Origin of the sequence: Novosphingobium nitrogenifigens DSM 19370, from assembly GCF_000192575.1 — a bacterium.
In the GTDB taxonomy this organism is placed as follows: Bacteria; Pseudomonadota; Alphaproteobacteria; order Sphingomonadales; family Sphingomonadaceae; genus Novosphingobium; species Novosphingobium nitrogenifigens.
In genome coordinates this window covers 129,438-145,893 of the sequence record NZ_GL876927.1, presented here as the reverse complement: position 1 = coordinate 145,893, position 16,456 = coordinate 129,438, and the positions used below count along the sequence as shown (strand labels likewise).

Here is a 16,456-nt window from a genome sequence, read left to right as displayed (position 1 = left end):
CATGGGGTCAATTGTTTTGGCGTAGGAGGCGCCGTAAAGCCCTCGACGCCCGTCAGGGTGGGGTTGCTTGAAGTTTTTCGACATAGTGGGATGACGCGGCTTGCTGCCCGGCCGGAAAGTCCGGGTCGGCAGGGCCCAAACAAAGACGGTCCGGATGAATTTTGAACGTGGCGTTCCCGTGCTCAATCGCGGCGAACAGATCAGGATCCTGGTGGTCGCGGTGGTCGCGGTCGCTCTTGTGGTGGCAGCCGTGGTTGCGGTGCGGGCATGGATGCAGCCGGTCCCGGAAAAGCCGGTCGTGCTGCCCGCGGGGGAAGTCCAGCTGACCGATCGTCAGCTCGCGAGCCTGACCATCGAACCTGCGCGCGGCGACGACGGCGTCGAGCGGACCGGGGCAACCGGGCAGATCGCGGTCGACGAAACCCGCAGCACGCCGGTGTTCCTGCCTTATTCGGGCCAGATCCTGAAAGTCTTCGTCGAAAACGGCGCTCATGTCGCGACCGGCGATCCGCTGCTGCGCATCCGCACCGGCGACATCGTGGACGCCCGCAACGCCCTGTTCTCCGCTGAAGCGCAGCGTTCGGCCGCTTCGTCGCAAGTGCGCGTGGCGCAGGAAAACGCAGCGCGCGCCGAACAGATCTATCACAATGCCGGTGGCGCTCTCAAAGACCTGCAGCAGGCACGCAGCGACCTCGTCAATGCGCAGTCAGCCCTGCGGATCGCTGATTCGGCGGTCGGGGCCGCGCGTGACAAGCTGGTCGTGTTCGGCAAGACGCCGGAAGAAATCTCGCGCCTTGAAGCTGCGCGCGACATTGCCGGGCTTCACGCCGAAACCAATCTGCGCGCGCCGATCGGCGGCGTCGTCGTCACCCGCTCGGTCGCGAGTGGTCAGTATGTGACGAGCGGCGGTTCGCAGCCCGCATTCGTCATCGCCGACCTGTCGAAAGTCTGGCTGGTGGCGCAAGTGGCTGAAACCGATGCGCCGCGCGTACAACTCGGCGATCATGTCGCGGTTACCACGACCGCGCTGCCGGGCCGCGAATTCGATGCGGTGATCGACAACGTCGGCGCGCAGATCGATCCGGTGACCCATCGCCTGACCGTGCGCGCCACGATCGCCAATCCCGACGGCGCGCTCAAGCCGCAGATGTTCGCCAATTTCACCATCCGCACGCCGATGACGGCCAAGGCGACCCATCCCATGGGGCTCGTTTCGGTTCCCTCGCTCGCGGTCATTCACGAAGGCGACAGCGCACGGGTCTGGATCTATCTGGGCAAGGGCCGGGTGAAGTCGCGCGAAGTGACGGCCGGGGAAAGCCATGACGGTTTCGTCACCATCCTGTCGGGCCTCAAGCCCGGCGAGAAGGTCGTGAGCGCCGGGGCGCTCTTCGTCAACGAAGCCGGGGTCGAGTAATGATCGGCCTTGTCCGGTTTGCGCTGAGGCAGAGGCTGACGATCGTCGGCTTCTTCGTCGCCATGGTCGTGGCAGGCGGTATCGCCTTCTACAACCTCAACATCGAGGCCTATCCCGACCCGGTTCCGCCGATGGTCGAGATCGTGTCGCAGTCCTCTGGCCTTTCGGCCGAGGAAATGGAACGCAACATCACCATCCCGATCGAAGTGCAGATGTCGGGGTTGCCGCACATGACGGCAATCCGCGCCATCTCGCTGTTCGGGCTGTCGGACGTGAAGATCCAGTTCACTTACGACTTCACCTTCGAACAGGCGCAGCAACAGGTGATCAATCGCCTGGCGCAGTTGCCGCAGCTTCCCGGCGGGGTGATCCCGACGCTGTCGCCGACCAGCCCGGTCGGTGAAATCTATCGCTATCGTCTCGTGGCGCCCAAGGGGTACTCGGTCGAGGATCTCAAGACCCTGCAGGACTGGGTGCTGCAGCGTCGTTTCCGTGCGATTCCCGGCGTCATCGACGTGACCGGCTGGGGCGGCAAGGAACGCTCCTATGACGTGGTGATCGACAAGAACCGGCTGCAGACGCACAATCTGACCGTGGGTCAGGTGATTACCGCGCTCGGTCGGTCGAATGCCAACGTCGGCGGCCAGACCATCAATTTCGGGGCGCAGTCGGCCATCGTGCGCGGCGTCGGCCTGATCCAGACGGCCGACCAGTTGCAGAACACGCTCGTCGGTCGCGACGGGGCCATCCCTGTCTTCGTTCGCGACATTGCCACGGTGAAGATCGGCAACCTGCCGCGCAACGGCATCGCGGGTCTCAACAACGACGACGACATTGTCCAGGGCATCGTGCTGATGCGCCGCGGGGCCCAGTCGATGCCGACGATCAACGCCGTCAAGGCGGAGATCGATCACATCAACGACAGCGGCATCCTGCCGCCGGGCGTCCATCTCGAACGCATTTACGACCGTTCGGACCTTATCAAGGTCACGACGCGGACGGTGATGGAAAACCTCGTCGTCGGCATTCTGCTGATCTTCTTCCTCCAATGGGCTTTCCTCGGTAATCTGCGCAGTGCGTTGATCGTTGCCGCGACGATTCCCTTCGCGCTCGCCTTTGCGGTGCTGATCCTCACCATTCAGGGGGAAAGCGCGAACCTGCTGTCGGTGGGGGCGCTCGACTTCGGCCTTGTCGTCGACGCGACGGTCATCATGGTCGAAAACATCTTCCGCCACATGGCCGAACGATCGCACCATGTCGAAAGCACGCAGGACGGGCATTACACTTTCGCCAGCCGTCTTTCCTCGGTGCTTCATGCGTCGAGCGAAGTGAGCCGCGGGATCTTTTTTGCAGCAGCGATCATCATCGTCAGCTTCCTGCCGCTGTTCACGCTGACCGGGGTGGAAGGGCACATCTTCGGCCCGATGGCCAAGACCTATGCCTATGCCATTTTCGGCGGGTTGATCGCGACGTTCACGGTGGCGCCGGCGCTTTCGGCAATGCTCTTGCCCGACAAGCTCAGTGAAGTCGAAACCTTCGTCGTCTCGCGCTTGCGCAAGGTCTATGAGCCGGCTGCCGCCTTTGCCTATCGCAACCAGATCGTCGCGCTGGGCGGCGGCCTCCTGCTGGTCGTCGGGGCCTTCATCGGCATCCGTTCGCTCGGCATCGAATTCCTGCCGCATCTGGAAGAGGGCAACCTCTATATCCGTGCCTCGCTGCCCGGTTCGATTTCGCTCGAAGCGGGCGAGCCGACGACGGAAAAGATCCGCCGCGACATCATGCAAAATCCCGAAGTGCTCTCGGTCCTGTCGGCTCATGGCCGCCCGGATGACGGCACCGACGCGACTGGCTTCTTCAACATCGAATATTTCGTGCCGCTCAAGCCGTTCGACGAATGGCCGCGCGGGATGGACAAGGAAAAGCTCGTCGCCGAGCTTTCGAAGAAGCTGCGCGACAAGTATCCCGGCGTCGATTTCTCGTTCTCGCAGATGATCGAGGACAACGTCGAGGAAGCCGCCTCCGGGGTGAAGGGCGCGAACTCGGTCAAGCTGTTCGGCCCCGACCTCGAAACGCTCGAACGCCTCGCCGGTCAGATCAAGGACCAGATGGCGACGGTGCGTGGGATCACCGACCTTGGCGTCTTCCAGTCGCTGGGGCAGCCGACCGTGCGCATCGACGTCGATCGCGTGAAGGCGGCTCGCTATGGCCTCTCACCCGATGACATCAACCAGACGGTGGCTGCGGCCATCGGCGGGACATCGCCCGGCGATCTTTATGAACCGCACACCGACCGGCATTTCCCGATCATGGTGCGCCTGAAGCCCGAGCAGCGCGACAGCCTCGAAGCGGTCAAGCAGATCACTGTCGGCGCGACGGCTCCCGACGGCAGCGCGATTTCGGTTCCGCTGTCTGAACTCGCCAATATCCGCCTGACCACCGGCGCATCGTTCATCTATCGCGAGCACCAGTCGCGCTATATCCCGATCAAGTTCTCGGTCCGTGACCGCGACCTTGGCAGTGCCGTCGCCGAAGCGCAGGACAAGATCGCCAAGCATGTCGTCCTGCCACAGGGCTACAGCCTCGAATGGGCGGGCGAACTGGCGAACCTGACCAATGCGGTGCAGCGGCTCGAGATCGTCGTGCCGATCAGCCTGCTCGTCATCCTGGGGCTGCTTTACGCCAATTTCCGCTCGATGCGGGACACGCTGCTTGCCTTCAGCGTCATTCCCATGGCGATCGTGGGCGGCGTGCTCGCCCTCTTGCTGACGGGGACACCGTTCAGCATTTCGGCAGCGATCGGCTTTGTCGCGCTGTTCGGGATCGCGGTCATGGACGGCATTCTGGTGGTGACCAATTTCAACCAGGCGATGGACGAAGGGCTCGGGCGTGAAAAGGCGCTTCGGCTTGCGACCACCAATTCGCTGCGTCCGGTGGTCATGACCTGTCTGGTCGCGGCAATCGGCCTCTTGCCGGCGGCCGTTTCGACCGGGATCGGCAGCCAGGTGCAAAAGCCGCTGGCGCTTGTCGTCGTGGGCGGCATGACCATGGCTCCGATCCTGATCCTGTTGGTGCTGCCGCTCCTGATCAATCGCTTCTCCAGCCGTTTGTGGAAGGACGGAAAGCGCACCGGCGAAGAGCCGGGGCATCGTCCGCTCCCGACCGAAGAGGGAGAACCGGCATGATCGCGCGTCTTGCCCGTTTGGGGGTTCTTGCCACTCTGCTTTGCGGAGGCGCACAGGCGGCCTTCGCCGCCACCACGCCGCAAGTCGAAGTGCCGCTGCCGCCAACCCCGGCCGGGGCGGCGCCCGGCAGCGTGCTGACCACGCCGATCGCGCCTGTCAGCGGTCCAGCGCAGACGATCCATCCCGGCACCGATGTCGAGGCCCAGTGGTGGCACCGCTTCGGCAGCAAGGCGATGGACGATCTCGTCACGCGTGCGCTGGCCGCCAATACCGACATTGCCCAGGCCGAAGCCGCGCTGCGCCAGTCGCGCGATCTCGCCGGGGCAGCGCGCGGGGTTCTGTTCCCGCAAATCGACGCCGGGTACAGCTATGAACGCCAGCGGCTGTCGCGCAACCTGTCGACGCCTCTCGCTGATCCCAACCCGCAGGTCTTCTCGATCCACACCGCGCAAGTGAGCGTGAGCTATACGCTCGACTTGTTCGGCCTCAATCGCGCGAACTTGCGCTCGGCTCAGGCTGCGGCCCGGGCGGCCGAAGCCAAGGCACAGGCCATGCGCGTCATGGTCGTCGGCAATGTCCTGCTCGGGGTGATCCAGAACGCCGGGCTCGAAGCCCAGGCCGAAGCCGCGCGGGCCTCGATCGCGGAAAACCGCGAGGTTCTCGATCTCCTGCGTCGCCGTCAGGCCTATGGCGCGGTCGGCAAGGCCGATGTCGCCGCACAGGAAGCCGCGCTCGCCGCAGCCGAAGGCGCGCTGCCGCCGATCGAGAAGGCGCGTGCGGACAATCTGGCTGCGCTCGCGGTCCTGATCGGGGTGGCGCCGGGTTCGCCCTTGCCAGAACTGCCCGCGCTCGATTCGATCGCATTGCCTGCGGACCTGCCGTTGACGCTGCCTGCCGAACTCGTTCGCCAGCGGCCCGACGTTGCGGCGGCGGCCGGGGCGCTCGACGTTGCGGCGGCCAATGTCCGCGCGGCGATCGCGGCGCGTTTGCCCCAGATTACGCTGAGCGCGTCGGCGGGCGGCAATGCCACCGATTTTGCCCAGATGTTTGCCAACGGCAATCCGTTCTGGGCGGCGATCGGCGCCATTTCGACGCCGATTTTCCATGGCGGCACGCTGCTCAAGCAACAGCGCGCGGCGCGCGACGCTCTGGAAGGGGCCAAGGCGGCCTACAAGGGAACTGCGTTGCAGGCTTTTGCCGACGTGTCGAACGCGCTGACGGCGCTTTCGACCGATGCCGAAGCGCTCGACGCTGCCAAGCGCGGGCATGACGCCGCCAATGTCAGCCTCGAATTCACCCGCAAGCAGCTCGAACTGGGCAGTGTGGGAACCTTCGCGGTGCTCAATGCCACGGCTGCTGCCGATCAGGCGCGCGTGCAATATGTTCAGGCCCGCAGCCAGCGGCTGTCCGACACGGTCGGGCTGTTCACCGCGCTTGGCGGCGGACAACTGACCGCTCCGGCACCCGCGCGGTGATCGTCATCGGGCGCGGCGGGGTCATTGCACACCGCCGCGCCCAAAGGCATAGTTGCATCGACCATGGCCGATGAACCCAGCGAATTGAGCGAACTGCGGAACCCGCCGCACCCCACCCTCAAGGCTGCGCGCAGGCACGGCCTGTTCGGGCGGATCGTGTGGCTGGCGGTACGGATCGTTGCCGCGTTCCTGCTGTTGAGCGCGGCTCAGGTCGTCATCTACAAGTTCGTGCCGATCCCGTTCACCTGGACCATGTTGATGGATTCCAATGGCGCGACCCGGCACTGGACTTCGCTTGGCGGGATCGACCGGACCATGGTCGATGCCGCGATCGCCGGCGAGGATGCCAAGTTCTGCGAACATCACGGCTTTGACGAAGGCGCGATGTTGCAGGCGTTTCGCCGCAACCAGCAGGGCGGGCGCATTCGCGGCGGCTCCACTATCAGCCAGCAGACCGCCAAGAATGCCTTCCTCTGGCAAGGCGGCGGCTATTTCCGCAAAGGGCTGGAAGCCTGGTACACCGTCCTGATCGAGGCGGTCTGGGGCAAGCGCCGCATCATGGAAGTCTACCTCAACCTCGCCGAGACCGGGATCGGGACCTATGGCGTCGAGGCCGGGGCGCAGCGCTATTACAACAAGGATGCCAGCCACCTCTCGCGGCTTGAAGCGGCCCGGATCGCGGCGGCTTTCCCGCAACCCAAAGTGCGTGCCGTCGTGGGCGCGACCGGTTTCGTCCGGCGCCACGGCAATGCCATCGCCGCGCGCGCAGGCGTTGTGCGCGGCGATTATGACATGTGCGTCTATCGGTGATGGGGTGTCGGCTCCCGATTGCGGAGCCTACCGGGATGGTATCGGCCTGATCAGTCCGGTAGGGACGGATCGCGGACCGTGACCAGCCAGCGCTCGGCGCCTTCGAGCCCGATCGCGGTCAGTTCGCCGCTGGCAAAGGCGCCGGTGTCGATACCGATGCGCAAGGGCGTGATCTGCGGTTCCGGGGTGATCGTGTGGCCGTGGACGACGGCGAAATCGCGCGGACTGGTATCCTCGATGAATTCGCCGCGGATCCAGCGCAAGTCGCCCACTTTCTGGGATTCGAGCGGGACGCCGGGGCGCAGGCCCGCATGGACGAAGACATAGTCGCCGATGCGGATGATGTCTTCCATCGCGGAGAGAAAGGCGACGTCGTCGGCAGGCACGCGTTCGCGCATCAGGTCCTGCACTTCTTCGAGCGTCGCCTGCTGATAGGCTTCGGCCTCGATCGGATAGCTCAGCAGCGTTTCGCGCCCGCCGTGGCGCAAGAAATGGCGCAGCACACTTTCGTCGGTGAAGGCGGCGAGGAACATTTCCTCGTGATTGCCCGCAAGGAACCGGACGCGCCGACGTGCGCCCCAGCGGCGGGCGGCGGCGATGACCCCGGCGCTGTCGGCACCGCGGTCGACCAGATCGCCCAGGAGAATGATGGTCGTTTCGGCGGGCCCCCGCTCGGCATCGTCGGCATCGATTCGCTCGATCATCGCCGAAAACAGGTCGAGGCGTCCGTGAATGTCGCCGATGGCATAGACCCGCTGGCCTGCCGGAATGGCGGTCGGCGGCAAGGATGCCTCGGGGGCGGCGAAAAGACGTTTGATTTTCTTGAACATGGATGTGCAATCGCAGGGCCGAATATACGAGCTCGACCGCGCGCTGCGCAAGTCCTTCGGCAAGGAGATAAGGGTTATCCTCTGATACGCCCGATGTAATGGTGACTTTCATGCACCAGGTAGCCGACGGCACCTGGTGCCAAAAAGTCACATTGAGGGTCAAACGCGAAACATTTTTTCGATATCCGCTTGTCCGCCGCAACAAGACAATGCAGGCGGAAGATGTAGTCCGGATCTGACCGATAAAAAACACGGCAGTGGACTTCGCAGGCGGGACGACGCGTCAGGAACAGTGAAGAGGATCTCACATGCGTACGACCGCAAAGGCGATGCTTGCATCGTCCGTCCTTGCCATGTCGACTTTCGTTGCGGTTACCCCGGCTCTTGCAGACGATACCCAGACTTCTCCGCCCAGCCAGTGGACGATTACCGGTAGCGCCGCAGTAGCCAGCCAGTACAGGTTCCGTGGTGTCGCCCAGTCGGACAACCGACCGGTGATCCAGGGGGCTCTGACGGTTTCGCACGCCTCGGGCTTCTATGTCTCGACCTGGGGATCGAGTGCGTCGGGCGGGGATAGCCCGGTGCAGATCGGCGGAACCGAAATCGACGTCTATGCCGGTTATACCCGTCCGCTCGGAAAGTCGGGGATCACCATCGACGGCGGGCTCTACGGCTACATCTATCCGGGGGCGCCGAACGGCAACTACTATGAAATCTATGCCTCGCTGACCAAGGCGATCGGGCCGGTGACCGCCAAGATCGGCGGCAATTTCGCGCCGTCGCAGACAGTCTTCAACTACAACTGGAGCTCGCCTGCGCATCACAACATGTATGCTTATGCGGAACTGGGCGTGGGCATCCCCAAGACGCCGATCAGCCTCCATTCGCACATCGCGCATACCGGCGGCGGTTTCGACTATGGTCGCGACTATTGGGACTATACCGTCGGCGCGACCGTCAAGTGGAAGAACCTGGCGCTCGACGCCTCGCTCGTCGGGACCAATCTCGGCCGTCAGGATTTCGCGCGCAACGGACTTGCCAACGATGGCGAAGGCGGAATCGACCGGGCCAAGGTGGAAGCCTTCTATCGCACCGGAAAGCCGGTCGCGGTGGTTTCGCTGACCGCTTCGTTCTGATCCTCCCACCGGGGTGAAACAGGGGAAGGCCCGTGCCGCATCGGCGGCGCGGGCCTTTTCCTTTTCATTGCGGGCGCATGGCTCTTATGATGGGGCATGGGCATTTTGCCCGTGCGATTGTTCCACCCGCTCCCCCCCAAAAGGACGTGCCGTGACCAAGTTTCTGCATTCGATGATCCGTGTCACCGATCCGGACGCCACGCTGGCATTCTTCGAACTCATCGGTGTCAAGGAAGTGCGCCGTTTCGACAGCGAGGCCGGGCGCTTCACGCTGATCTACCTTGCCGCTCCCGGGCAGGCTGACATTGCCGAAGTCGAGCTGACCTACAATTGGCCTGCCGAAGACGGCGCTGCCGAAACCTATGACGGCGGGCGCAATTTCGGGCACCTCGCGTTCGAGGTCGAGAATATCTACGAGACCTGCCAGACGCTGCTCGATGCGGGCGTCACGATCAATCGCCCGCCCCGGGACGGACACATGGCCTTCGTGAAGACGCCCGACGGGATCTCGATCGAACTGTTGCAGAACGGCCGTCTCGATCCAGCCGAGCCTTGGGCCAGCATGCCGAACACCGGCACCTGGTGATGATAAAGATGGGGCGGGCCGGACTTCCGGCCCACCCCATTCAGAAATGCACTTTGATTTCGCCGCCGAAAAAACGCGGATTGGTGAGCACGGCGTAGGGCGTGCCGAGCGCCGAAGCCGAGATCATGCTGACCCGCTGAACATAGCGGTTGTCGAACAGGTTCTGGACAAAGAACCCGAAGGACAGGCCGCCGTCAGCGCGGGTGGCCGCGATCTTGAGATCGGTGCGATTGCGCGCGCCGTTGAGGACGAACGCACCGACATTGCCGCCGCAGAACCCCTGCGCCAGCGTTTCGGCATTGGTGCGGCAGACGCTGGTATAGGCATGGCTCACATCCATGGCGAACAGGCCCCAGCGACCGAGCGGGCGGGTGAGGCGGGCGCCGCCCGCGACCGACCACATCGGCGTTCCGGTGGGCTGCCCGGCCAGATCCTGTCCCGAGGTGTTCACCCGGCGACGATACGTGGCATCGATGTACTGGCCTTGGGCATAGAGGCTGACCGGAAGCGCGCGGGGCGTCCAGTTCGTGTCGAAATCCGCGCCCCATGCCTGTTCATCGCTGGTATCGGTCACGTATTGCGAAACCAGCGATCCGGCAGGGGTTTCCAGTCGCAGCGTCTGGCGATTGTTGTAGACATAGTGGAAGCCCGAAAGGTTCATGACCAGCCCGAGCTTGCGGAGGTCGGCCTTGATCCCGGCTTCGTAGTTGTCGACCAGCTCGTTGCGGAAGGTCGAACCGGGTTGGGTCGCAGTGAACCCGCCCGCCTTGTACCCGCGTGAAAAGCCCGCAAAGAGCAGAACGCCGGGTGCGATGCGGTAATCGAGCACGGCCCGGGGGCTGAGATTGCCGTAGCGGGCGGAGCGTTTGCAGGTGACGTTTTCGGCCACTGTCACGCCGTTCTCGCACGGGATCGAGGCATAGGCGCTCATGTCGAAAATGACGTCGAAGGCAAAGGCCGACGGCGACACCCCGGCAAGCGCCAGCGCGCCCAGACTGTTGAGCGTGGCCATGGCCGCGTCGAGGCCGGGCGCCGACCGCGATCCGTTGAACCACGAGAAATGCTTGATGTCGCGGGTATAGCGCAGACCGGTGGTGAGATTGAGGCGCGGGGTCACGTGCCAGATTGCGTCGCCGAACGCGGCCCATGCCTGATAGTGGCCGTGATTGATCATCGCCTCGTCCCAGCTCTGCCCAAGAACCGAGATGGGCAGGCCATAGGCGTCGATGAGGCCGGTCTGAAGATCGTGGAACGGTGTGCCCTGGCCGATGTTCGACAGGATCGTGTCGATCGAGTCGGTGGTCAGGCCGACCCCGGAAACCTGTCCGGCTTTCTCGTCGTTGAAACTCGCGCCCGCGACCCAGTCGACCAGATGCGAGGCGCCCGACAGGCGCAATTCCTGATAGAACGTGGTGTTGCGCTCGGCATTGGAGCTGTCGAGATAGAGGTCGGCCCGGTTGGTCGAATCCTCGTCCTCGCGGTTGAAGGTCGAGAAATGGCGCCAGTCGGTGATCGCGCTCAGTGTGACGGCGCCCATCCTGCGTTCGAGATGCAGCGACACTTCATTGAGATTGCGCCGTTCGGGATTGTCGGAAACGTCGTTGGTGATCGGTGTCCGTAGCGGATCGATCCAGGTCGAGGCCGGGGCGCCGACAGCAGGCGTCCGGGACGAGAGCGGAACGACCCGGATGCTCGGCCGCGCGTCCTGATCGACCTGGTCATGGAACCAGGTCAGCAGGACGTCAGTCTCTGTGTCGGGCCGCCAGCGCAATTGCGCGCGTCCCGACCAGTTCAGCTGCCGATTGCGGCGCTGTCCGGTTGCGGCGTCGGTATAGAGCCCGTCGCGGCGGTTGAAGACGCCGCTGACGCGCAGGGCCAGGGTCGATGTCAGCGGCACGTTGACCATGCCGTCGACGCGCACTTTGCCGTAATTGCCCGCGCGGACCATCGTTTCGGCTTCGAAATGGTCGACGGGCTTGCGTGTGATGATCGAGATGCCGCCCGCTGCCGAATTGCGGCCAAGCAGGGTGCCTTGCGGTCCCTTCAACACTTCGATGTGTTCGATGTCGTTGAACTGGGTGATTTCTCCACCCGATCGTCCGGCATAGACGCCGTCGACATAGACGCCGACCGCAGGGTCGGTGCCGATGCCGAAATCGGTGGTGGTGATGCCCCGGATGGCGATTCGCGGCTGTGTTGGGCTGCTCGCGTCAATGGCAAGACCGGGCACGAAAGCCGCGAGTCGGGCCATGTCGTCGGCGGCATGCATGTCGATGGTGGCGGCATCGATCACGCGGACCGTGATCGGCACGTCTTCCAACGGTTGCGACCGCATTTGCGCGGTCACAATGATAGGCTCGCCGGGGGAATCCCCGTCGGTTTCCGCCCGTGCGGGCGCCGCAATGGCTCCGCCGGCGAGAACCGCAGCCACCGCCAGCCCCGCGACCCGGGGCAAGCGGTACTTGCCGTTCATACTCATGTAGCCCCCCAAACCCACCTGCCCCGTGCGACCGATTTGCCGGGGAGATCATGCAGATGGGTTCCTGGGGTGCGATCTTGACCGAGAACCGAAAGCGATCAAGCGATAAGTGCAAATTACCCCTTTCGGTGATCGTATCAAACCATTGCCATGAGACTCGCGTTCCCGCCTGCGGCCGTGGTGTTGATCGAGATCGACGTTTCCCCGAGCAGGAGAGCGGGCGCATAGCCGCCGTCGGCACAGCGGGTTTCGGCAGTGACGATCGGACCGGGCAGCGAGGCAAGATCGGTCAGTGCCTCGCGCAGGAACGGCTCGGCCCCGGCCACCAGTGCCCGGGCATAAGGCCCGGCAAGGCGCCAGTCGCGCGGCGTCTCGATCCGGGCAAGCAGCGGTTCGGGCAGCGCGCCAAGCAAGTCGGGGATCAGCGAGGGGGTGCCGATGACCACATGATTGCCCGTCGCGAGCGCCCAGGCGACCTGTTCGACCAGAGCCTCGCGCGTTTCGGCAAGGGCCAGGACGGTTCCGGCCGCGCCGAGACGATAGAGATTGCGTTCGCCCACCGGGCCGGGAAGTTCGCGTTCGAGGCCGAGCGGCATGGCGCAGGGCGGTGCGAACGAGGCGGCCGTGTCGCCGCACAGGGCCAGCCACTGGGTCGCGGCCGGATCGGTGGCGCCGCCGCCGAGCGGGGCATGGGGCTCGGGCAAGGCGAGGCGGGGCAGATAGAGCGGTCCGCCCGCCTTGGGGCCGGTGCCCGACAGGCCGTGGCCGCCGAAAGGCTGGACCCCGACGACTGCGCCGATGGTGTTGCGGTTGACGTAGATGTTCCCGGCATGGATCGCGCCGGTCACTTCCGCGATCGTGGTGTCGAGGCGGGTGTGCAGGCCAAAAGTCAGGCCATAGCCCAGCGCATTGACTGCATCGACCAGACGCGCGCGGTCGGTGCGGGCATAGCGCACGACATGCAGGACCGGGCCGAAGACTTCGTCGCCGAGGTCGGACAGCGCCGAAAGTTCGATGATCGTCGGGGCGACGAAATGCCCCCGCGCTGCCGAGGCGGGCAGCGGCAGGCGATGCACAGTGCTGCCGCGCGCGGCCATCCCGGTGACATGGGCTTCGATGCCCTGTCGCGCTTCGTCGGTGATGACCGGGCCGATGTCGTTGGCAAGGGTGTCGGTCGCGCCCAGGCGGAGTTCGACCATCGCGCCCTTGAGCATGGTCAGGACATGGTCGGCGATCTCTTCCTGCAGGCACAGGACGCGCAGGGCCGAACACCGCTGTCCGGCACTGTCGAATGCCGAGGCGATGCAGTCGGCCACGACTTGTTCGGCAAGCGCGGAGGAATCGACGATCATCGCGTTCTGTCCGCCGGTTTCGGCGATCAGCGGGATTGGGCGACCCTGCGGCGAAAGACGCGTGGCGAGCTGGCGCTGGATCAGGCGGCCGACTTGCGTCGATCCGGTGAACATCACCGCCGCGACGTCGGTTCCCGCAACCAGCGCGGCGCCGATGCGGCCGTCGCCCGGAACGAGTTGCAGGACATCGGCGGGGATGCCTGCTTCATGCAGGATGCGGACCGCTTCGGCGGCGACCAGCGGGGTTTCCTCGGCGGGCTTGGCCAGCACCGGATTGCCCATGACGAGCGCGGCGGCGACCTGTCCGGTGAAGATCGCCAGCGGGAAGTTCCACGGGCTGATGCAGGCGACCGGACCCAAGGGCACGGCGTCGGGGTGGGTCTGCGCCTGTGCGGCATAGAAACGCAGGAAGTCGACCGCTTCGCGCACTTCGGCAATGGCATTGGCCGCCGACTTGCCCGCTTCGCGGATGAGCAGGGCAACCAGGGGGGCAATCGCGGCTTCCATCGCGTCGGCCGCGCGGCACAGCATGGCGCCGCGTTCGGCGACCGGCACCGCTTGCCAGCGCGCGGCGGCGGCAGCGGCGAGGGCGACGGCGTAAGTTGCGCCTTCCGGGGTGGTTTCCCGCACGGTACCGACATGGTCGTCGGGACGTGCCGGATTGATAACGGGCTGCGCGGGCTCGGCGCTCAGCGAACCGGTCGGTTCGGCGCTGTACTGGCGCAGGCCTTCATGGGCGAACAGGATGCCGAGTTCGGCCAGCACGTTTTCGTCCGAAAGGTCGAGGCCCCGGCTGTTGTCCCGTCCGGGCAGGATCTGCGCGGGCAGGGCGATCATCGGGTGCGGCGAGGCGACGCCCGAGCGGCTTTCGAGCAGGGCGACCGGATCGGCGACGACTTCGGCAACCGGAATGGCCGGATTGGCGATGCGATTGACAAACGAGGAATTGGCCCCGTTTTCCAGGAGGCGGCGGACGAGATAGGCGAGCAGCGTTTCGTGCGTTCCGACCGGCGCATAGACGCGGCATGGCCGGTTGAGGTTTTCCGGTCCGACGACAAGGCTGTAAAGCGGTTCGCCCATGCCGTGCAGGCACTGGAACTCATAGTCGCCCACGGCAAAGTCCGGCCCGGCCATGGTCATGATCGTCGCCAGCGTATGGGCATTATGCGTGGCGAATTGCGGGAACACCGCGTCGCGCGCGGCCAGCAGGCGGCGGGCGCAGGCGACATAGGCGATGTCGGTATGTTCCTTGCGCGTGTAGACCGGATAATCGGTCAACCCGTCGACTTGCGCGCGCTTGATTTCCGCATCCCAATAGGCGCCCTTGACCAGTCGGACCATGATCCGTCGGCCGCTGCGGCGGGCAAGATCGACGATCCAGTCGATGACGAAGGGGCACCGCTTGCCGTAGCCCTGAATGACGAAGCCGAGCCCGTTCCATCCGGCAAGATCGGGATCGAGCGCGAGGCTTTCGAGGATGTCGAGGCTGATTTCGAGGCGGTCGGCTTCTTCGGCGTCGATATTGAGGCCGATGTCGAAACCGCGCGCCATCTGGCACAGTTCCTTCACGCGGGGCAGCAGCTCGCCCATGACGCGGTCGGCCTGTGCACGGGCATAGCGCGGGTGGATCGCCGAGAGCTTGATCGAGATGCCCGGCCCGCCATAGACCCCGCGCCCGGCAGAGGCCGTGCCGATGGCGGTGATCGCCATGCGATAGTCGGCCATATAGCGTTCGGCATCGGCAGCGGTCATCGCCGCTTCGCCCAGCATGTCGTAGCTGTACTGGAATCCCTTGGCTTCGTGGGGCCGGGCGCGGTCGAGTGCTTCCTCGATCGTGCGTCCGGTGACGAATTGCTCGCCCATCATGCGCATGGCGATATCGACCCCGCGCCGGATGACCGGTTCGCCCGCCCGCGCGATCAGACGCGTGAGCGCGGCGCCGAGCCCGCGTTCGTCGATACTGCCGACGAGCTTTCCGGTGACGACGAGGCCCCAGGTCGCCGCATTGACGAAAATGGGGCGTTCGCGCCCGAGGTGGGCCCACCAGTCGCCACCGGCGACCTTGTCGCGGATGAGGTCGTCGCGCGTTGCCGCATCGGGAATGCGCAGCAGCGCTTCGGCAAGGCACATCAGTGCGACGCCTTCATGCGTCGACAGCGCGTATTCCTGAACCAGTTGATCGACGCCGCCGGTCTTGGGAGCCGCGCGCAGTGTTTCGACGAGGCGCGAGGCGAGCGCGGTCGCAGAAGCGCGCTGGGCCTGGGGCAGTGTCGCTTCGGGCAGGAGCGCGGCCAGGCAATCGGCCTCGGGACGGCGGTATGCGCCGGTGATGGCCGTGCGCAGCGGCGAGGCAGGGGCGATGGCGGGAGCGAAGGCGGAAAACGGCGTCTGCGACATGGTGCGGCGGGCCCGATGCTGGTGTGAAAGCCCAGCCTATCACCACCCGATTTGGCAATCTGACTTTGTTTGGCGGATTTAATCTGCCATTCATCCTGAATATCGGGATATATCGGGCGATATGGCTAAAACAGAGCAAGATTTCAGGCAACTTGACCAGTTTGATCTCAAGATCATCGCGATCCTGCGCGAAGACGGTCGAATCGCGATCACCGATCTGGCCGAGCGAGTCGGCCTGTCGCGCACGCCCTGTCAGCAGCGACTGCGGAGATTGATCGATGACGGCGTCATTCTGGGATTCAGGGCGGTTTTCGACCCGCGCCCGCTCGGGCTCGAACAGATCGCCTTTACCGAAGTGAAGCTCTCCGACACCCGCGAGCAGGCCTTGCAGGAGTTCAATCAGGCGGTTCGCCGCATCGACGAAGTGGAGGAATGCCACATGATCGCGAGCAGTTTCGACTACTTGCTCAAAGTGCGCACGGCCGACATCGCGCGCTATCGCGAAGTTTTGGGGGAAAGGATTTCCCGCCTTCCACACGTTGCATCGACGTCCACTTTCGTCGTCATGGAGGCGGTGAAGGACCGCTGAAAGCCGGTTTTGACCGCAGTGCGGTACTGTCTTCGGATGGCCACACTTCCGGTTAGAGGAATGTCGAATGAGGCCAAGAGCACTTGCGGCCCATAAGGTCGGTCGATAGACGGGCCCGAAATCGAGGTTTGTCCGTTCAATGACATCATTGCATTCGTATGAGCATGAGACCGGCCGGGAGTATCTGAACCATGACCGGTAATTCT

General features: G+C 64.6%; 10 protein-coding genes. 7 read left to right on the top strand and 3 right to left on the bottom strand.

Translation table 11 applies throughout. The annotated features are described in order from the left end of the window. Nucleotides 1-154 precede the first annotated feature (154 nt). From Y88_RS07470 to mtgA, 4 genes are all read left to right on the top strand, one after another. Nucleotides 155-1,414: an efflux RND transporter periplasmic adaptor subunit gene (locus Y88_RS07470; RefSeq protein ID WP_008067694.1), complete on the top strand. Its 1,260-nt coding sequence runs from the start codon at nt 155-157 to the stop codon at nt 1,412-1,414. Continuing rightward, nucleotides 1,414-4,596, top strand: a complete 3,183-nt coding sequence (locus Y88_RS07465) for an efflux RND transporter permease subunit (RefSeq protein WP_008067688.1) — start codon at nt 1,414-1,416, stop codon at nt 4,594-4,596. Before Y88_RS07470 ends, Y88_RS07465 begins: the two co-directional genes overlap by 1 nt. After that, nucleotides 4,593-6,071, top strand: a complete 1,479-nt coding sequence (locus Y88_RS07460; RefSeq protein ID WP_008067686.1) for an efflux transporter outer membrane subunit — start codon at nt 4,593-4,595, stop codon at nt 6,069-6,071. The genes Y88_RS07465 and Y88_RS07460 overlap by 4 nt, the downstream gene beginning before the upstream one ends. A gap of 63 nt (nt 6,072-6,134) precedes the next feature. Then, nucleotides 6,135-6,881, top strand: coding sequence for a monofunctional biosynthetic peptidoglycan transglycosylase (gene mtgA / locus Y88_RS07455; protein WP_018075989.1), 747 nt, complete (start codon nt 6,135-6,137; stop codon nt 6,879-6,881). A 50-nt stretch (nt 6,882-6,931) separates the two neighbouring features. Here mtgA and Y88_RS07450 read toward each other — a convergent pair whose 3' ends face one another. After that, on the bottom strand, nt 6,932-7,711 hold the full coding sequence (locus Y88_RS07450) for a metallophosphoesterase (protein ID WP_008067682.1): 780 nt from the start codon (nt 7,709-7,711) through the stop codon (nt 6,932-6,934). Between the two features lie 308 nt (nt 7,712-8,019). Here Y88_RS07450 and Y88_RS07445 point away from each other — a divergent pair, with 308 nt between their 5' ends. Then, nucleotides 8,020-8,847: a TorF family putative porin gene (locus Y88_RS07445; protein ID WP_008067680.1), complete on the top strand. Its 828-nt coding sequence runs from the start codon at nt 8,020-8,022 to the stop codon at nt 8,845-8,847. Nucleotides 8,848-8,998: 151 nt separating this feature from the next. After that, on the top strand, nt 8,999-9,433 hold the full coding sequence (locus tag Y88_RS07440) for a VOC family protein (RefSeq protein WP_008067679.1): 435 nt from the start codon (nt 8,999-9,001) through the stop codon (nt 9,431-9,433). Nucleotides 9,434-9,473: 40 nt separating this feature from the next. Here the strand turns inward: Y88_RS07440 and Y88_RS07435 are convergent, their stop codons facing one another. Then, nucleotides 9,474-11,912, bottom strand: a complete 2,439-nt coding sequence (locus tag Y88_RS07435) for a TonB-dependent receptor (protein WP_232280966.1) — start codon at nt 11,910-11,912, stop codon at nt 9,474-9,476. Between the two features lie 137 nt (nt 11,913-12,049). Next, complete coding sequence (gene putA / locus Y88_RS07430; RefSeq protein WP_008067674.1) at nt 12,050-15,661, bottom strand: bifunctional proline dehydrogenase/L-glutamate gamma-semialdehyde dehydrogenase PutA; 3,612 nt, start codon at nt 15,659-15,661, stop codon at nt 12,050-12,052. 121 nt (nt 15,662-15,782) lie between these two features. On the opposite strand from putA, the gene Y88_RS07425 reads away from it, so the two are divergent. Continuing rightward, nucleotides 15,783-16,250 carry an Lrp/AsnC family transcriptional regulator gene (locus tag Y88_RS07425; RefSeq protein WP_008067673.1) on the top strand — a complete coding sequence of 156 codons (468 nt, stop codon included), beginning with the start codon at nt 15,783-15,785 and terminating at the stop codon, nt 16,248-16,250. Nucleotides 16,251-16,456: the final 206 nt, after the last annotated feature.